17 protein-coding genes are annotated in these 17,348 nt (G+C 71.5%); 9 read left to right on the forward strand and 8 right to left on the reverse strand.

What is annotated here, in order from left to right; all coding sequences use genetic code 11:
• Nucleotides 1-28: 28 nt before the first annotated feature.
• The gene (locus ACILSK_RS03135; RefSeq protein ID WP_395725657.1) at nt 29-196 is read left to right on the forward strand and encodes a DUF3117 domain-containing protein; all 168 of its coding nucleotides are present in this window, start codon (nt 29-31) and stop codon (nt 194-196) included.
• A gap of 97 nt (nt 197-293) precedes the next feature.
• Here ACILSK_RS03135 and glgA read toward each other — a convergent pair whose 3' ends face one another.
• Nucleotides 294-1,451 (reverse strand): glycogen synthase, encoded by a 1,158-nt coding sequence (gene glgA / locus ACILSK_RS03140; RefSeq protein WP_395725658.1) that lies wholly within the window; start codon nt 1,449-1,451, stop codon nt 294-296.
• A 109-nt stretch (nt 1,452-1,560) separates the two neighbouring features.
• Between glgA and glgC the strand changes: the two genes are divergently transcribed.
• Complete coding sequence (gene glgC / locus ACILSK_RS03145; protein ID WP_395725659.1) at nt 1,561-2,781, forward strand: glucose-1-phosphate adenylyltransferase; 1,221 nt, start codon at nt 1,561-1,563, stop codon at nt 2,779-2,781.
• A 77-nt stretch (nt 2,782-2,858) separates the two neighbouring features.
• Here the strand turns inward: glgC and ACILSK_RS03150 are convergent, their stop codons facing one another.
• Nucleotides 2,859-3,722 carry a D-alanyl-D-alanine carboxypeptidase family protein gene (locus tag ACILSK_RS03150; RefSeq protein ID WP_395725660.1) on the reverse strand — a complete coding sequence of 288 codons (864 nt, stop codon included), beginning with the start codon at nt 3,720-3,722 and terminating at the stop codon, nt 2,859-2,861.
• Nucleotides 3,723-3,760: 38 nt separating this feature from the next.
• Nucleotides 3,761-4,384, reverse strand: a complete 624-nt coding sequence (locus ACILSK_RS03155) for an O-methyltransferase (RefSeq protein ID WP_395725661.1) — start codon at nt 4,382-4,384, stop codon at nt 3,761-3,763.
• A 350-nt stretch (nt 4,385-4,734) separates the two neighbouring features.
• Here ACILSK_RS03155 and sigE point away from each other — a divergent pair, with 350 nt between their 5' ends.
• From sigE to tatB, 4 genes are all read left to right on the forward strand, one after another.
• The gene (gene sigE / locus ACILSK_RS03160; RefSeq protein ID WP_395725662.1) at nt 4,735-5,334 is read left to right on the forward strand and encodes an RNA polymerase sigma factor SigE; all 600 of its coding nucleotides are present in this window, start codon (nt 4,735-4,737) and stop codon (nt 5,332-5,334) included.
• A 106-nt stretch (nt 5,335-5,440) separates the two neighbouring features.
• Complete coding sequence (locus ACILSK_RS03165) at nt 5,441-5,944, forward strand: zf-HC2 domain-containing protein (protein ID WP_395725663.1); 504 nt, start codon at nt 5,441-5,443, stop codon at nt 5,942-5,944.
• A 131-nt stretch (nt 5,945-6,075) separates the two neighbouring features.
• Entirely contained in the window at nt 6,076-7,467 is a 1,392-nt protein-coding gene (locus ACILSK_RS03170) for a S1C family serine protease (protein WP_395725664.1), read from the forward strand.
• 84 nt (nt 7,468-7,551) lie between these two features.
• Nucleotides 7,552-8,232 carry a Sec-independent protein translocase protein TatB gene (gene tatB / locus ACILSK_RS03175; protein ID WP_395725665.1) on the forward strand — a complete coding sequence of 227 codons (681 nt, stop codon included), beginning with the start codon at nt 7,552-7,554 and terminating at the stop codon, nt 8,230-8,232.
• A 58-nt stretch (nt 8,233-8,290) separates the two neighbouring features.
• On the opposite strand, the gene ACILSK_RS03180 is transcribed toward tatB, so the two are convergent.
• Nucleotides 8,291-9,436, reverse strand: coding sequence for an Mrp/NBP35 family ATP-binding protein (locus tag ACILSK_RS03180; protein WP_395725666.1), 1,146 nt, complete (start codon nt 9,434-9,436; stop codon nt 8,291-8,293).
• Between the two features lie 154 nt (nt 9,437-9,590).
• Between ACILSK_RS03180 and ACILSK_RS03185 the strand changes: the two genes are divergently transcribed.
• Entirely contained in the window at nt 9,591-10,100 is a 510-nt protein-coding gene (locus tag ACILSK_RS03185) for a general stress protein (protein ID WP_395725667.1), read from the forward strand.
• A gap of 239 nt (nt 10,101-10,339) precedes the next feature.
• Here the strand turns inward: ACILSK_RS03185 and ACILSK_RS03190 are convergent, their stop codons facing one another.
• A complete protein-coding gene (locus ACILSK_RS03190; RefSeq protein ID WP_395725668.1) occupies nt 10,340-10,720 on the reverse strand; it encodes an SHOCT domain-containing protein in 381 nt (126 codons plus the stop codon).
• A 222-nt stretch (nt 10,721-10,942) separates the two neighbouring features.
• The gene (locus ACILSK_RS03195; protein ID WP_395725669.1) at nt 10,943-12,034 is read right to left on the reverse strand and encodes a magnesium and cobalt transport protein CorA; all 1,092 of its coding nucleotides are present in this window, start codon (nt 12,032-12,034) and stop codon (nt 10,943-10,945) included.
• Between the two features lie 220 nt (nt 12,035-12,254).
• Here ACILSK_RS03195 and ACILSK_RS03200 point away from each other — a divergent pair, with 220 nt between their 5' ends.
• Together ACILSK_RS03200 and ACILSK_RS03205 are read left to right on the forward strand one after the other, a co-directional pair.
• Complete coding sequence (locus ACILSK_RS03200; protein ID WP_395725834.1) at nt 12,255-13,127, forward strand: PHP domain-containing protein; 873 nt, start codon at nt 12,255-12,257, stop codon at nt 13,125-13,127.
• The gene (locus ACILSK_RS03205; protein WP_395725670.1) at nt 13,127-13,498 is read left to right on the forward strand and encodes a hypothetical protein; all 372 of its coding nucleotides are present in this window, start codon (nt 13,127-13,129) and stop codon (nt 13,496-13,498) included. Before ACILSK_RS03200 ends, ACILSK_RS03205 begins: the two co-directional genes overlap by 1 nt.
• 39 nt (nt 13,499-13,537) lie before the next feature.
• On the opposite strand, the gene ACILSK_RS03210 is transcribed toward ACILSK_RS03205, so the two are convergent.
• The gene (locus tag ACILSK_RS03210) at nt 13,538-14,962 is read right to left on the reverse strand and encodes a hypothetical protein (protein ID WP_395725671.1); all 1,425 of its coding nucleotides are present in this window, start codon (nt 14,960-14,962) and stop codon (nt 13,538-13,540) included.
• 162 nt (nt 14,963-15,124) lie between these two features.
• Complete coding sequence (locus ACILSK_RS03215; protein WP_395725672.1) at nt 15,125-16,918, reverse strand: DEAD/DEAH box helicase; 1,794 nt, start codon at nt 16,916-16,918, stop codon at nt 15,125-15,127.
• Between the last annotated feature and the right edge of the window lie 430 nt (nt 16,919-17,348).

The following is a 17,348-nucleotide window of genomic DNA, read 5'->3' on the forward strand; positions in this document are numbered from 1 at the left end:
TTCTGGTGAGTGTTGGAGGGAGTCGCACATGGCGGCCATGAAGCCCCGGACCGGGGATGGTCCCCTCGAAGTGACCAAGGAGGGCCGCGGGATCGTCATGCGCGTTCCGCTGGAGGGCGGCGGACGTCTGGTTGTGGAGATTTCGGCCGATGAGGCGTCGGCGCTGGGTGATGCGCTGAAGGCCGTGGTCAAGTAGCGGGTCGTTTCGCGAGCCGCCTTTGTCGGGCCGCCCGGGTTGCCATCACGGCACCCGGGCGGTCCGCTTTACCGGGATTCGAGCGGACCGACCGGACTCAGCCGGCCAGCACCCGGCGATACAGGTCCACCGTCTGCTCGGCGATCGCCGTCCAGGAGAACTCGTTGACCGCGCGGTCCCGGCCGGCCTGGCCGTAGGCCGCGGCCCGCGCAGGGTCGCGCACCAGATCGTTCACCGCGGTGGCCAGGTCGTGTTCGAAGGCCTCGCCCTGGTCGGCGTCGTAGTGCACCAGCAGGCCCGTCTCGCCGTTGTTGACCACCTCGGGGATGCCGCCGACGTCGCTGGCCACCACCGCCGCGCCGCACGCCATGGCCTCCAGGTTGACAATGCCCAGCGGTTCGTACACCGACGGGCAGACGAACACCGTCGACGCGGACAGCACCTGCTTGACCTCGGGCAGGGTCAGCATCCCGTCGAACCAGAACACCCCGGGGCGCTGTGCCTGCAGCTTGCCGATCGCCTCGGCGGTCTCGGCGGCGATCTCCGGGGTGTCGGGGGCGCCCGCGCACAGCACCAACTGCACGCCCGGGTCCAAATGGTGGGTCGCGGCGACCAGGTGCCCGACGCCCTTCTGCCGGGTGATCCGACCGACGAAGGACGCGATTGGCGCGTCGAGGTCCACGCCCTTGTCCGTCAGCAGCGACCGCTCGTCCGTCGCGCTGTAGATCTCGGTGTCGATGCCGTTGCGGATGACGTGCACCTTGGCCGGGTCGAGGGCCGGGTAGCTCTCCAGGATCCCGCCGCGCATCCCGCTGGACACCGAGATGATCGCGTCGGCGGCTTCGTAGGCGGTCTTCTCCGCCCACGAGGACAGCCGGTAGCCGCCGCCGAGTTGCTCGGCCTTCCAGGGCCGGTGCGGCTCGAGCGAGTGAGCGGTCACCACGTGCGGGATGCCGTGCAGCAGTTTGCCGATGTGTCCGGCCATGTTCGCGTACCAGGTGTGCGAGTGCAGCAACTCGACGTCACCGGTGGCCGCGACCATCGACAGGTCGACCGACAGGGTGGTCAGGGCGGCGTTCGCGCCGGCCAGGTCGGGCGCGGGTCGGTGCCCGGTCGCGCCCGGGCGGTCGTCCCCGAAGCAGTGCACATCGACATCGATGAGCTTGCGCAATTCGCGGACCAGGTACTCGACGTGGACACCGGCGCCGCCGTAGACGTCGGGGGGAAACTCGCGGGTCAGGATGGCGGTATGCACGCCCGGGAATCTACTCACGCCCACCGGTCACCGCAGGGTGGGAACACCTCTACGCCGATCGGGTGCGTCCCACGCGCGAAAGCCGCCGGCCGCGGCTAGTGTCAGCGCCATGCCCAAGCCCAAGGTTCTCGGCATCGTGTTGGCGGGTGGCGAAGGAAAACGGTTGTGGCCGTTGACGGCCGACCGGGCCAAACCGGCCGTGCCGTTCGGCGGAAACTTCCGCCTGGTTGACTTCGTCCTGTCCAATATGGTGAACGCGGGATACTTCCGGATCTGCGTGTTGACGCAGTACAAATCCCATTCCCTCGACCGGCACATCACGCAGACCTGGCGGATGAGCACCATGGTCGGGAACTACGTGACCCCGGTGCCGGCGCAGCAACGCCTCGGCCCCCGGTGGTACACCGGCAGCGCGGATGCGATCCTGCAGTCGCTGAACCTGGTGTACGACGAAAAGCCCGACTACCTGGTCGTTTTCGGTGCCGACCACGTGTACCGGATGGATCCGTCGCAGATGGTGGCGGACCACATCGATTCCGGCGCGGACGCCACCGTGGCCGGCATCCGGGTGCCCCGCCGGGAGGCGACCGCCTTCGGGGTGATCAAGACCGCCGCCGACGGACGCCATATCGCGGAGTTCATGGAGAAGCCCGCCGACCCGCCCGCCGTGCCCGACGATCCGGACGTGGCCTACGCGTCCATGGGCAACTATGTCTTCTCCACCGGCGCGCTGATCGAGGCGCTGAAGATCGATGCGGCCGATGAAGCCTCCGTGCACGACATGGGCGGCAACATCATTCCCTACTTCGTCAACAAGGGATCGGCGAACGTCTACGACTTCGCCCGCAACAACGTGCCCGGCTCCACCGAGCGGGACCGTGGCTACTGGCGGGACGTTGGCACCCTGGACGCGTTCATGGACGCCCACATGGATCTGATCTCGGTCGAGCCGATCTTCAACCTGTACAACCACGACTGGCCGATCCTGAGCTACCCGCCGCCACTGCCGCCCGCCAAGTTCGTCGAGAACGGGACCGCCCGCGATTCGATGATCGGCACCGGCACGATCATCTCCGGGGCGACGGTGTCCCGGTCGGTGGTCGCCGAGGACGTGCACATCAACAGCGGGAGCCGGGTCGAGGGCTCGGTGATCATGCCGGGTGTGCGGATCGGGCGAAACGCGGTGGTGCGGCACAGCATTCTGGACAAGAACGTCGTCGTTCCGGACGGGGCGAAGGTCGGCGTCGACGTCGAGTTGGACAGCGATCTGTACACGGTCAGCCCCGGCGGTATCACCGTCGTCGGCAAGGGCGTGACGATCGGCAAGTGATCTCGACCGAAGGGCCGGCTCCCATGGGTGGGGGCCGGCCCTTTCGGTGACCCGGGGCCGTTACCCGGGCGGGGCCGTTACCCGGACGGTGTCGTCGCGGTCGCCGGTGCGGTGGCTCCCGGGTACGGCAGCAGGGCCGGGCAGCCGGTCGTCGCGAACGACGGGTCGAACTCGAAGTGCCAGGCCTCGTTGCCGTAGCGCCGGCAGAAGTTGAAGGCGCCGTCCGTGCTCTCGAGCCAGGTGTACGCCTGGTACGGCTGCACATCGATGGCCAGACCCAGGACATGCGCGGACTTGTCCGGGGGCAGCACATACTGGTCGGCCATGGCCTGCCCGAACTGCTTGACGTAGTCGTCGTAGGTCTGCTGCTGCTGCGCCCGGCTGCGCTTGCCGTCGGCCAGGCACATGGTCAGACCCTGGGCTTCACCGGCCGCCCGAACCGCGAGCCAGCCGGCCGCGGCGTCCGCCTGCATGCCGAGCGGCTCCTCATCGGCGTACTGCTCGAAGCCGGCGCATTTGGTGGTGTCGCCTTCCGGTCCCGGCGTGTCGGGGTCGGCCGGCGGTGCGCCGGCGGCGATCGCCGCGGCCGCTGCGACCGCGGCCGCGGAGGCCGCCGCATCGAGTGCCGACTGCGCGGCCGAGCTCGCCGCGACCGACGCCGACGACGCGGCCTGGGCCGCCGACGATGCCGCGGCCGACGCCCGGGACTGCTGGGCCGCCTTGGCCGCGACCGATGCCGACGATGCCGCCGCAACGGCGGCGGACGACGAGGCCGCGGCGGCGGATCGGGCCGATGCCGCCGACGATGCGGCGGCCACGGCGGACGACGACGCGGCGGCCGAGGATGACGACGCGGCCGCCGCCGACGCCATCGATGCGGCCGCCTGGCGTTCCTCCTCCGACTGCCCACAGGCGGCCAGGGTCAGGACAGCCGCCGTCACGACCCCGATCGCGGCGACCGAGGCGCGGGATCGCCGCGTCACCCGCGCTTGACGGCCGCCAACAGCCCGTCACCCAACGGAACCAGCATCGAGGTCAGCGTCTCATCGTCCCGCACCAGCCGACCGGCGTCCCGGACGGCGACGGTGTCCGCGTCCCGTTGCGTCGGGTCGGCCACCTTGTCGCCGGCCAGGGCACCGTCCACGATCAGAACCCCGCCCGGTCGCAGCAGGCGTAGTGCCTCGGCCACGTACTGCGGGTATTCGGTGCGGGCGCCGTCGACCAGGACCAGGTCGTAGGCACCGTCGGTCAGCCGTGGGAGCACATCGAGGGCGCGGCCGTTGATCAGCCGGGTCCGGGTGGGCGCGATCCCCGCCTCGATGAACGCCTTCTTGGCCGCGCGCTGGTACTCGGCCTCGATGTCGATGGTGGTGAGGATCCCGTCGGGGGCCATCCCGGCGAACAGATGCAGCCCGCTGACGCCGGTGCCGGTGCCGATCTCGACGACCGACCGTGCGACGACGGCGGCGGCCAGGAAGGTCAGGGCGGCGGCCGTGCCCGATCCGGTCGGCGCGGCGCCGAGGTCGGCGGCCCGCGCCCGTGCGGACAGCACGACTTCGGACTCGGGTACGAAAAAGTCGGCATAGGACCGGCTCGTGGTCACCGGAAACCTCCTGAATTCACATCACGTCGGCGGGTTCCGGCACCGCGGCGCGAGGCCGCGGGACGCAGTGGGACCCGGTCGCCACGCGGTTCGACCGCAGGCTCACGGCCGAACCTACCGGCCGGCGCGCTCCCGTTGACACAGGCGCACCGTCGGCCGGTAGGCCTGAGCCGCGCTGCCCACCCATCAGTCACTCCTGTCCCGGCCGTCACGGGCTGGGGTCGCGCGCCGGACGGCCCAGCACCCGGGCTACCGGCGTCAGGTCGCCCGCGGCCCCCTCACATATCGCTCACACCTGGGCCGGGAACAATGATCGAACGCCGGCCGTTGCCGGTGTCAAGAACCCGGAGGTGGTTTTCCTGTCCAGCGTCCCCGCACCGCCCGGCCCCGCGTGGACCCCGCCGGCCTGGGACGAGATCGTTCGAGATCATGGCGACCGGGTCTACCGCCTGGCGTACCGGCTCTCCGGCAACGCCCACGACGCCGAGGACATCACCCAGGAGACCTTCATCCGCGTGTTCCGTTCGCTGGACACCTTCCAGCCGGGCTCGTTCGAAGGCTGGCTCCACCGGATCACCACCAACGTCTTCCTGGACCTGGTGCGGCGCCGGCAGCGTATTCGGATGGAGGCCTTGCCGGAGGAGACGGACCGGATCGCCGGCCGGGAGCCCTCGCCGGAGCAGGCGTTCCACGATGCCCACCTGGATCCCGACCTGCAGGCCGCCCTCGACGATCTCCTGCCCGAGTTCCGCGCCGCGGTCGTACTGTGCGATGTGGAGGGCCTGACCTACGAAGAGATCGGCGCCACCCTCGGGGTCAAGCTCGGGACGGTGCGGTCGCGCATCCACCGTGGCCGGCTGGCGCTGCGGGCCGGCCTGGAACGACGGCGCGCCGTGCGTGGTGAGACGACCGGCACGAACGGACGCGACGAGGTGGAGGCGGTGGCGTGAGCGCAAGGCGGGCGAGCGGGTTGCGGGTCGGTGCGCACCACGAGCGCCGACGCCCGCACGCGGCCGGATTCGTCATGCCGGCCGGGCAGCCGGGGGAGGTGCGGGCGTGACGGCCGGTCCGATCGATCATCTGACGCTCGACGCCGTCGTCGCCTACGCCGACGGCGAGATGTCGATGGTGTCCTACCAGCGGGCCGCGGCGCACATCGCGCTGTGCCCGCAGTGCGACGCCGAGGTGCGGGCCCAGCTGACGGCCAGGTCGTGGTTGCGCGCGGCACACGCACCGGCCATGCCCACCACCCTGCTCGACACCCTGCGCTCGATCCCGGTGGCCCTCCCCTCGACCGGGCCCGATGTGCATCCCGCACCGGATCGGGTGCGCAGCGACCGGCTGGCCGGCCCGTCGCCGGCCCATCAACGCGCGGTCGCGCGGAGCCGCCGGTTTCGCTTCCTGGGCGCGGGGGCGCTCGTCGCGGGGCTGACGGTCGGTGCCCTGGTCGGAAGCGAGCCCCCCGGTGACCCCGACACGCGTCCGGACAGCCCGCAGGTCGCCCACGTCAGCCCGGCGAACGGTCCGCAGATCGCCACCGCCGGGTGGGGCAATCCGTAGCGGTGCCTGACCACGACAATCGGTCCGTGACGAACGGATCGCCCGATGCTTCGACGACGAACGGTCGGCCGCACCGACCGCCGGCCCCGGCACCTGCGTCCGGTCGAGCACCAGCCGCGGACCTTGCTCAGGTGGGTGCGTACGCGCGACCGGGCGGCGTCAACGGCTCGTTCGGACCCCGGCCGCACCGCACCGCGGTGGCGTTGGGCGCACCGCCCGTCCCGGAATACCTCGCCGACGCGTTCGGACGCGCCCGGGGCGAGTCGAGCATCGGACGGCCGCCGGAGTCGGCCGCACCGGCGTCGTCCGAGCCGCCGGCCCAGGACCCGTGGCGGGACCCGTCCGCGGCCGCGCAACTGGGCCCGCCGGCAATCGCGACCGACGAGAAGGAACCCGTCGTCCGTCCGCCGGCCGAGCGTTTCACCCTGCGTCAGGCGTTGTTCGATCGGCGGTTGCGACCGTCCGCGATCATCGGGGTGCTGGTCAGCGCGCTGGTGATCGGCGCGGTCGGCGCGGTGATCGGGGTGTTCGCGGCCGGCCGGTTGCCCGCCCCGGTCACCGATCCGTCGTTCGAGCTCGCGCCCGTCTCGCCGGGCGTGACCCGGGAGCCCGGATCGGTCGCCGAGATCGCCGCCAAGGTGCTGCCCGCGGTCGTCTCCCTGGAGGTCCGTACCGGTGACGTCGGTGAGACCGGCTCGGGCGTCGTCATCGACGGGAACGGCTACATCCTGACCAACAACCACGTCGTATCCACCGCGGCCACGGACCCGTCGGCGTCGTTGACGGTGATCTTCGACGACGGCCAGCAGAGCCGCGTGCCGGCGACGATCGTCGGTCGCGATCCGCTGACCGACCTCGCCGTGCTCAAGGTGGACGTCGACAACGCGACCGTGGCCCAGATCGGCGACTCCGGCGCGCTGGCCGTCGGCGACCCGGTGATCGCCATCGGCTCGCCGCTGGGCCTGGCCGGCACCGTCACCACCGGCATCGTCTCCGCGAAGGACCGACCGGTGCGCCTGCAGGGTGGCGGCTCGGACACCGACGCGGTCATCGATGCCATCCAGACGGACGCCGCGGTCAACCCGGGCAACTCCGGCGGCCCGCTGGTCGACGCGTCCGGCGCGGTCGTCGGCATCAACTCCGCGATCCGGACGCTGGGCGGTGATTCCAGCGGGTCCATCGGCCTCGGGTTCGCCATCCCGATCGACACGGCCAAGAGCGTGGCCGAACAGATCATCCGGTCCGGCAGCGTGCAGCATTCGACGATCGGCGTGAACGCCCGGTCGGCGACCGACGGGGTCACCGACGGCGCCCAGGTCCAGAACGTCCAGGCGGGTGGCCCGGCCGCGGCGGCCGGCATTGCCGAGGGTGACGTGATCACCAAGGTCGGTGATCGGCAGGTCGGCAACGCCGACGAACTGGTCGTCGCGGTCCGGCAAAACCCGGTCGGCGCCACCGTGCCGGTGGTGCTGGTGCGGGACGGGCGGGAGATGACCGTCTCGGTGACCCTCGGCTCCGAATAGTCGCCGAACGGCGCCGATATCCTGGGGTCCGACGGCCGGCGGCACCGCCCGGGCGATTTCTGAGCTTCAAGGGAGGCGGCGACGTTGTTCGGCCTCTCCTGGGGTCAGATCACCATCATCGTGCTGGTGGGTGTCTTCGTCCTGGGGCCGGAACGCATCCCGACCGCGGTCCGCTGGGTGACCGACGGGCTGCGCAAGCTGCGGACGATGGCCGCGGGCGCGCAGGCTCAGCTGAACCAGGAGATCGGTCCCGAACTCGACGAGCTCCGGCGACAGATCGCCGACCTGCAGTCGCTCAAGGAGATCCAGGACCTGCGGGACTTGCGTGATCTGCACCCCAAACGGCTCATCGGCAACACCATCCTCGGCGAGGAGTTCGCCGGTGGCGGGATCGGTGGGTTCCTGGGCCTGCACGGTGCGCCGACCGCCACGGGCGCGGCGACCTCGGGGCCGCCGCCGGTGAAGCCGGTCTCCGCCACTCCACCGAGCGCTCCCGTCGCCGCGCCGGTGATGCCGGCTCCGGGGGTGGAGACGTCCGGGGAAGCCGGAACGGCGGCCCGGCCCCGTGTCGAACCGGCACCGGCGGTGCGACCCTCGGCGAGCGCGCCGACCGCATCCGCGCCGCCTGGATCCGCGCCGCCCGCATCTCACGGCGCGCCGGCCGGCCGGTTGGCCGCACCCAAGGTGGTCGGCGCCCCCCGCCGGACGCCGGCCGCGCCCCGACCCGCGGAACCCGTCACCGGGTTCGACGTCGACGCGACGTAGGAAGCAGTGAACAAGCCGGCCCGGCGAACAACTCGCGGTGACGGCTCGGACGTCGACGTCAGACGCCGGCGTTCTGCCGCGGGCCGGTCGGGGAGATGCCCAGGGGCACCCGGGTCAACGGCTTCGACTTCGCCCCGAGCGCGGCGGCCACCGCCCGCAGGGACTGGGCCGCGGGGCTCTGCCCGTCGCCGAGCACCAGCGGTGTTCCGGCGTCACCGGCGGCTCGCAGGCCGACCTCCAGGGGCACCTGGCCCAACAACGGGACGGTGGTCCCGGTGAGCCGGCTCAGGGACGCCGCCACGGACTCGCCGCCACCCGCGCCGAACAACTCGAGCCGGCTGCCGTCCGGCAGGACCATCGCGCTCATGTTCTCCACCACGCCGGCGATCCGCTGGCGGGTCTGGCTGACGATCGCGCCGGCCCGTTCCGCGACCTCGGCCGCCGCCGCCTGCGGGGTCGTGACGACCAGGATCTCCGCGGTCGGCACCAACTGGGCGGTGGAGATCGCGATGTCGCCGGTGCCCGGCGGCAGGTCCAGCAGCAGCACGTCCAGGTCACCCCAGTACACGTCGGCCAGGAACTGCTGCAGCGCGCGATGCAGCATCGGGCCGCGCCAGACCACCGGCACGTTGCCGTCGACGAACATGCCGACGCTGATCACCTTCACCCGATGCGCCACCGGGGGCAGGATCATGTCGCCGACCCGGGTCGGCCGCGCGGACACACCGAGCATCCGCGGCACCGAAAAGCCGTAGACATCGGCGTCCAATACACCGACCGACAGCCCGCTCGCGGCCATCGCCGCGGCCAGGTTGACGGTCACCGTCGACTTGCCCACCCCGCCCTTGCCCGAGGCGATGGCGTATACCCGGGTGCGGGAGTCGGGCCGGGAAAATTGGATTTCGTTGCCCGGACCGCCGCGCAGCTTCTCGCGCAACGCGCCCCGTTGCTCGTCGGTCATCACGCCGAGGTCCAACCGCAGGTCGCTCACCCCGGGGACAGCGCGGACGGCGGCGTTGACGTCGTTGACCAGGGTGTCGCGCATCGGACAGCCGGCGATGGTCAACAGCAGGGTGAACTCGACCACCCCGGCCGGGTCCACGGACAGGCCCGTCACCATGTCCAGGTCGGTGATCGGCCGGCGGATCTCCGGGTCCTTGACGGTGGCCAATGCGGCCCGCACGGCCTCGACGGTGACGCTCATGATCTCCTTCCGATCCCGGCCAGAACGGGCCGAGCCACTGTCAGGGTACGGCGACCGGGATCCCCGCCCGTCCCGGACGTGTCGCCACCGGCACTCCCATCGCTTGCACATCTGCGTGTGTCAGCATGGACCCGGTCGAAGTGGAGGTCATTGCATGACGTCGCCCATCGGATTCCGCAACGTCGGGTCGGTGCCCAACCTGCCGACCCCGCCGACCGGCTTCGCGGTGGCCGCGTACCCGACCTACGCCAACGCGCAGGCCGCGGTCGAGCACCTGATCAAGAACGACTTCTCGATCCAGGACGTCACCATCGTCGGCTCCGATCTCCAGCTGGTCGAGCGGGTGACCGGGCGGCTGACCGCCGGCAAGCTCGCCGCCGCCGCCGCCGCGTCCGGTGCGTGGATGGGCCTGTTCGTCGGCCTGTTGATGTTCGTCTTCTCGCCCGTGCAGAGCGGGGTCGCGCTGTTGATCCTGGCCGCCGTGGCGATCGGTGCCGCCTTCGGCGCCGTCATGGGCTACCTCGGCTACTCCGTGGCCAAGGGTCGCCGGGACTTCACCTCGGCCTCCCAGGTCGTCGCCCGACGTTACGACGTGCTCTGCGAACCGCGCACCGCCGAGCAGGCTCGCGACATCCTGGCTCGCATGGAGCTGGGACGGCGCTAGCCGGCCCGGATCCTTCGTCACCGAGCCGGCCGCGCGCCGTCCCAGCTCGTGCCCAACTGGCGGCCTCGCCAGCTCGGCCGACCCGGGGACGCCGCTAGCGCGCCGTCCCAGCTCGTGCCCAACTGGCGGCCTCGCCAGCTCGGCCGACCCGGGGACGCCGCCAGCCCCCGCCGGCCTGGAGACGGCAACGGCCCGGCGGAGGCGAACCCCGCCGGGCCGTTCAGTGAATCAATCCGATGTCAGGCGAGCGCCTTGGACTTCAGCTGCTCGAACTCCTGCTGGTTGATGGCGCCGCTGTCGAGCAACGCCTTGGCGTCGGCGATGTGCTCGGCCGGCGACTTGGTGCCGGCGACGTCCCGGATGTAGGCGTCCGTCTGCGTCCTGGCCTCGCGCACGTACGCCTGCTGGCGCTCGGCCATGCCCTTGCCCCGGGCGATCACGTACACCAGCGCGGTGAGGTACGGGGCGAAGATCAGGAAGATGATCCAGAGCGCCTTCCACCAACCGCTGAGCTGATGATCGCGGAACAGGTCCGTCAGGATGTAGAAGAGCACGAACAGGTACGCGACGAAGACAAAGCTCCAGATCACGACCCAGATGATGCTCCAGAAGTTTTCCACCGATACCTCCAGTTCGCGGCCGGTGTCGTCCGGCCAGCCCTCGAGCGGCCGCGATGCGCGCTCTTGATGTGCGTGGTTCCGGGTGTGCCCGGGATACCGCGCAAATCCTGGCACACCGGACGGACGGGCTTGCTCACCCAGATCGGAGGGTCGGCCACAATTCGGTGACGGACGGGTGTCGAATTGCCCCGGAGGCGGCCGGCTATTCCCAATGGTGCGTTGTCACAACCAGCCGCGGCGGCGCAACACGACATACAGCGTGACGCACAGCCCGACGATGATGCCGATGGCCATGGGATATCCGTAAGCCCAGCTCAGCTCGGGCATGTTCGCGAAATTCATGCCGTAGATGCCGGCGATCGCGGTCGGCACCAAGGCGATCGCGGCCCACGCCGAGATCTTGCGCATGTCCTCGTTCTGCCTGGTGGTCACTTCGGCCAATGCGGCGTTGACCAGTGTGGTGAGCATCTCGTCGAACGTGGAGACCCGGTCGGCCACGACGGAGAGGTGGTCCTCCACGTCCCGCACGTACGAGCGGATTTTCTTGGGCAGCAGGTCGGTCGATGTGCCGGCCAGCGACCGCATGGCCGGCATCAATGGGGAAACGGCCCGGCGCAAACCGAGGATCTCCCGCTTGAGCAGATAGATCTGCTCGATGTCGACCGGGCGGTTCGGCGTGAAGACCAGGTTCTCCATCTCGTCGATGTCGTCCTCCACGGCCTCGACGACGCTCAGGTACTCGTCCACGATGTGGTCGGCGATCGCGTGCATGACGGCGGCCGGACCGATGGCCAACTTGTCCGGGTCGGCCTCCAGCGCCGCCCGTACCGTGCGCAGCTGGGAGTGCGCACCGTGCCGGACGGTCACGATGTAGTCCGGCCCGAGAAAGATCATGATCTCGCCGTCCTGGACGATCTGCACCGCGTTGCCCGCCGTGTGTTCGACGTACGCGACCGTCTTCAGGATCAGGAACAGCGAGTTGTCGTAAGCCTCGAGCTTGGGCCGCTGATAGGCCTGCACGGCGTCCTCGACGGCCAGTTCGTGCAACCCGAAGAGCTTGGCCAGGAACGCCATCTCCCGTTGGTCCGGCTCGTGCAGGCCGATCCAGACGAAGCCGCGGCCCTCCGCCCGAACCCGGTCGATCGCGGTGGCCGGGTCGCCGCACTCCCGGACGCGTTCGCCGTTGAGGTAGGCGGCGCAGTCGACGATCGCCAGCGATGGGTCGGCCGCCTGGTCGGCACCTGCGCCGGACGAGTCGGGCCCGGACCGTTGGCGTGGGTGTCGCAACGAGGGCAAGGACGGCAGGACGGGCATGGCCACCTCCTCGTGGGCTGGACCTCTGGGCGGATCGGTGCAGGTCAGGACCGCTGCGTCGGGCACCACCTGGTCTGCCCGACGACTGTACCCGCGCGGGACAGGGCGGGTGGGCCGCCGAGCCCGCCGGCCGGCGACGCCCGGGTGAACCGATGGTGCCTACTCGGTGAACATCGGCACGACCGAGCCGCCGCTCGGCTGCGCGCGGGCACCCGGCAGGATGGGGCGCGTGCTCATCGACCTGCACGCGCATTCCACCGCGTCCGACGGGACGGACAGCCCGGCCGAACTGATGCAGGCCGCGGCGACCGCCGGTCTGGACGTCGTCGCGATCACCGACCACGACAACACGATGGGCTGGGCCCCGGCGCTGGCCGCTCGGCCGCCCGGGCTGACCGTGATCCGGGGTGCCGAGTTCTCCACCTCGGTCCCGATGGGCGAGCGAAGGGTGAGCGTCCACCTGCTCGGCTACCTGTTCGATCCGGCGCACCCCGCGATCGTGCAGGAGCAGGCCCGGCTGCGTGCGGAACGGCTGCACCGCGGGCTGGCCATCGTCGACCGGATGGTCACCGCCGGGGTGCCGATCACCGCGGACCGGGTGCTGGAGATCGCCGACGGGGCGCCGGTCGGCCGCCCGCACATCGGCCGGGCCCTGGTGGAGGCCGGGGTGGTCGAGTCGGTGGACCAGGCGTTCGCGATGCACCTGTCCGGCCGCGGTCCGTACTACGTGCCCAAGGCCGACACGGATCTGCCCACCGCGATCGGGATGATCACGTCGGCCGGCGGGGTCAGCGTGATCGCGCATCCCCGCGGGCGAGGCGAGCGGCGGGTGCTGACCGGTGACTACCTCGCCGAACTCACCCGGCTCGGGCTCGGCGGGTTGGAGGTCGACCACCCGGACCACGATTTGTCGGCACGGGCCGAGTTGCGGGCCATCGCCGACGATCTCGGTCTGCTCACGACCGGCTCGTCCGACTACCACGGCACCAACAAGGTTCTGCGACTCGGCCAGGAAACGACCGCTCCGGCGACGTTGACCAGGATCATCCAGGCGAGCAACGGCATCACCGAACCGGTCGGTCCCGGCGGGTGATGCCGGACGCGCCGGACGCGCCGGACGCGTCGTCGGGGCAGCGGCCGCCCGAGCATCCGCCCGGCGGCCGTGCCGGACCGGTGGTGCGGGTGCTCGACGCGCTCACCGGCCTGTTCGCCGGCGGAATGGTCGTCCTCGGCGCCGGGCTGCTGCTCGCCCAACTCCTCGCGCCGGCGCTCCTGTCGGCGGCCGGCTGGGGCGTCGCCACCGGGCCGGGCTGGATCCGCGTGCTCGTCCATCTGCTGGTGGGCGGGATCGGCGAGGCGGTCTACCGGACGCGGCAGCGCCGGACCGGACCGGTCCGGGTGGTCGCCGACGTCGTGGTCGTCGTGGCCGCGGTGGCCGTCATCGGCTGGGCCTGGTGGCCCTGACCGGCGGAGGGGTCCAGCCGTGAATCAGCCCAGCGGGAATCAGCCCAGCCCGACGACCAGGTCGCCGCGGGTTTCGATGATCATCGATCCCACCGCGGCGGCGTCGACGCGTCCGTCGTAGCCGGCCCGGTCGACGGGGATGACGTCCGGCACGATGCCCGGATTGCCGTTTCCGGCGGCCACGGCGGCCAGGCCGCCGGGAACCGGGAGCAGGACCTGGTCACCGATGACCGCGGGCAGGCCGAGCAGCCCCTGCCGGGTCCAGCCCACCGACAGGTCCTGGATCCGTTCGGTGACCGGCTCGGCCGGGCCGTCGGAGGCCAGCACCCCCGGGGTCGGTGGTTCGGTTCCCAGTTGCGCCAGGCTGGGCGTCGGGGTGGTCTGCACGGATGCCGATTCCTCGGTGATGGCGATCAGCGTGTCGCCGACCACCGAGAAGCGGGTCAAGCCGTCCCGCACCGCCGGGGTGGGTCGGGTGCCACCGGTGTCGGTCAGCCGGTCGGCGTCGACGATGGACTGGGCGGGCACGTCGACCGGTGTCCGGCCCACCTCGTTGCCGCTGGTGTCGAACAGCACCACGGCCGGCACCGGATCCGCCACCAGCACCGCCACCCGGTCGGAGGTGATACCGAGCAACCGGGCGGCCGACGAGCCCGTGTCGATGGTGGCCCGCGGGTCGTGTTTGAACACGTCCTGGTCGTCGGGCTTGTTCGGGGCCGAGTCCGGGGTGGTCCAGTTCAGCACCACCTGCGCGGTCCCGGCGTCCGCGCAATGCTCGACCGTGGCGAACTGCTGGTCGTCGATGATCATGTCGGTGAACGAGCAGCCGGTGTGCGTGGCGTGTGGCTTGGGCGGGGCCGGCTCGTCGCCGTACTGGATGGTCCGGACCAGGTCGTCCCGCCACAGCTCGACCAGGCCGGCGCCGAGCCAGCCGGCGTACGGACCACCGAAGGCCAGGGTCCCGCCGGCCTGGTTCGGGCTGGTCCGGTAGTAGTGGCGCTCCCCGGTGACCGGGTCGAGCAGCATCATCTGCGAGCAATAGCCGTTCTTGCCCGACACGACCAGCACGCCGCGGACCTTGCCCCGGACGGTGACGCCCGGCGCGTCCGTGTCACCGGAGCCGATGGCGCACAGCTGCTCGGTGCCGCGGTCGTACGACCAGCGCCGTTCGCCGGTGAGCGCGTCGACGGCGACGGCCGCGGTGCCCTGCGCGGTGACCACCACGCCGTACGGGGAGGCGACCGCACCGATGGCCGGATCGGTGGCGACGGACCACTTCTCGGTCAGCGAGGTCGGCACCGAATCGGCGGCCGATGGCGCCGGGACCGCGGGCCCGGTGGCGTCGGTGGTGGCCCGCACGTCGCTGGTCAGGTAGACGACCGCGGCGAGCGCCAGCACGGCCAGCGCGATGACGCCGGCGACGATCCGGTCGATGCGGCGTCGGCGGGCCGGGCTGAGCGTCACGTGGGGGAGCCTACGGGGCAAGCCTGTGCCGCCCGTCCCGGCCGCGCCGACCGGACCGCAGGTGGATCGCCGAGCCCGCCTCACCGGCCTTCAAGGCGTCGAAAAGCCTACGGCCCGGCCAGGTGTCGTGAGCCGACGATCGGTACGCCCGGGGGCGCCGGCTCAGACCGTCGCCGCTTCGGCGACCGGCGCAGTCTCGGCGACCGTCTCCCCACTGCGGGTCCGCCGACGCGGACGCCGACGGCGGGTGGGTGCGTCGGCGGCGGCGGCCGGGCCGGTGCCGGACGAATCGCCCGGCCCGTCCCCGGCCGGCTGGGCCGACGGGGCGGCATCGGTGTGTCCGCCGCGGGTCCGGCGGCGTCGGCGACCCTCCCCGGCGGGAGCGTCAGAAGAGGTGGAGGAGGCCGTGGGTGACTCGGGTGCGTCGTCGCGGGCGCCGTGGCCGGGCTTGCGGGGGGTGCGTGTGCGGGATCGCTTCCCACCGGTCTCACCCAGGTCCTCGACCTGCTCGGCATCCAGACCGGCCCGGGTGCGGGCCTGCCGGGGTAGCCGCCCGGTCACGCCGTCGGGGATGTCCAGTTCGGCGAACAGGTGCGCCGACGTGGAGTAGGTTTCCGCGGGATCGGCGAAATCCAGGCCGAGCGCCTCGTTGATGAGCTGCCACCGCGGCAGGTCGTCCCAGTCGATGAAGGCCACCGCGATACCGGTCTTGCCGGCGCGCCCGGTCCGCCCGATCCGGTGGACGTAGATCTTCTCGTCCTCCGGGCACTGGAAATTGATCACGTGGGTGACGTCCTCCACGTCGATGCCGCGGGCCGCGACATCGGTGGCGACCAGCACGTCCACCTTGCCGGCCCGGAACGCGCGCAGCGCCTGCTCGCGGGCTCCCTGACCCAGGTCGCCGTGCACCGCGGCCGCGGCGAACCCGCGTTCCACGAGCTCGTCGGCCACCTTGGCGGCGGTCCGCTTGGTCCGGGTGAAGACCATGGTCAGGCCGCGACCACGGGCCTGCAGCACCCGGGCGAGCATCTCCACCTTGTCCATCGCGTGCGCCCGGAAGACGAACTGCCGGGTGGAGGTGTGGGTGGCTCCCTCGGCCGCGGCTTCGGCCCGGATGTGCACCGGCCGGGACATGAAAGTCCGGGCCAGGGTGAGGATCGGGCCGGGCATCGTGGCCGAGAACAACATCGTCTGCTTCGCCCGGGGAACCAGGTCCAGCACCTTCTCCATGTCCGGCAGGAAGCCCAGATCCAGCATCTCGTCGGCCTCGTCCAGCACCAGGACCTTGACCCCGCCGAGCACCAGGTGCCCACTGTTGGCCAGGTCCAGCAACCGGCCCGGAGTGCCGACGACCAGATCGACGCCGGCACGCAGGGCGTTGATCTGCGGCTCGTAGGCCCGTCCGCCGTAGACGGCGGTGACCGCCAGGCCGACCGCCTTGCCGATGGCGTGCAGATCCCGGGTGACCTGCACGCACAGCTCGCGGGTCGGCACCATCACCACGGCCCGGGGGGCCCGGCCGACCGGCAGTTTGCCCTGAGCGTCCGGCGCCATCAGGGCGTCATGGGCCAGCCGGTGCAGCAGCGGCACGCCGAAGCCGAGGGTCTTGCCCATCCCGGTGCGGGCCTGCCCGATGAGGTCGGAACCGGTCAGCGCGATGGGCAGGGTGAGCGCCTGGATGGCGAAGGTGTGCTCGATGCCGGCATCGGTCAGCGACCGGACGATCCGCTCGTCGACGCCGAACTCGGCGAACGTGGGGGATTCCGGTCGGACGTCCGCATCACCGGTCAGCGGGTGGGTCAGCGCGGCGTCCGCCGGGTCGATCGCGGCGTCCGCGACCACGCCGTCCGGGTCCGCGAGCCCGGTCAGGTCCGCAGGTTCAGCCGGCGTCACGAGGTCCGCGGCGACCGGGGCGCCGTTCGGGTTCGGGGGATCGATGTGGTTGTCGTGGGTCATGCGGGCGTGCCTTCCGTGTCGTCCGCGCGCGTTCACGTGGCACAGATCAGGCGCTCCCGGCGATCGACAGTGCTTCGATCCCCAGGGCCGTCCCGCTGTCCGTCCCGCCCGGGCGGCGAACCATGGTCGTCGAGCTGCCCGTGTCGTTCGATCCGGGCCCGCCTGAGCGGGTCCCCGGGGCGCGTTCACACTGGCGCGCCGCAATGCCTGGTCGACCGGTCGTCGTCTCCGACAACGCGGTCGGTCCGACGGGCAGTCGGTCCGATTCGGCCGTCCGCGCGAGTGACGCGCGCACAATACCGCGGTGCGAAGGTCGCACCGTCTGCACCAGCGTACCCGCTGCGACTGCCGGAACGGGCGATCGCCGGACGGCGCTGCCGGGCGCGGCGTTAGGCTCGTCGCTCAGCGGTTCGCCGATCGTGGGTCAGCC

Source organism: Nakamurella sp., assembly GCF_044224575.1.
Lineage (GTDB): Bacteria > Actinomycetota > Actinomycetes > Mycobacteriales > Nakamurellaceae > Nakamurella.

What these genes read in the sequence shown, in the direction of transcription:
- ACILSK_RS03135 (WP_395725657.1), top strand. Translation starts at nt 29, where the DNA reads ATGGCGGCCATGAAGCCCCGGACCGGGGATGGTCCCCTCGAAGTGACC.
- glgC (WP_395725659.1), top strand. Translation starts at nt 1,561, where the DNA reads ATGCCCAAGCCCAAGGTTCTCGGCATCGTGTTGGCGGGTGGCGAAGGA.
- ACILSK_RS03180 (WP_395725666.1), bottom strand. Translation starts at nt 9,436, where the DNA reads ATGAGCGTCACCGTCGAGGCCGTGCGGGCCGCATTGGCCACCGTCAAG.
- ACILSK_RS03185 (WP_395725667.1), top strand. Translation starts at nt 9,591, where the DNA reads ATGACGTCGCCCATCGGATTCCGCAACGTCGGGTCGGTGCCCAACCTG.
- ACILSK_RS03195 (WP_395725669.1), bottom strand. Translation starts at nt 12,034, where the DNA reads ATGCCCGTCCTGCCGTCCTTGCCCTCGTTGCGACACCCACGCCAACGG.
- ACILSK_RS03200 (WP_395725834.1), top strand. Translation starts at nt 12,255, where the DNA reads ATGGGGCGCGTGCTCATCGACCTGCACGCGCATTCCACCGCGTCCGAC.
- ACILSK_RS03205 (WP_395725670.1), top strand. Translation starts at nt 13,127, where the DNA reads ATGCCGGACGCGCCGGACGCGCCGGACGCGTCGTCGGGGCAGCGGCCG.
- ACILSK_RS03215 (WP_395725672.1), bottom strand. Translation starts at nt 16,918, where the DNA reads ATGACCCACGACAACCACATCGATCCCCCGAACCCGAACGGCGCCCCG.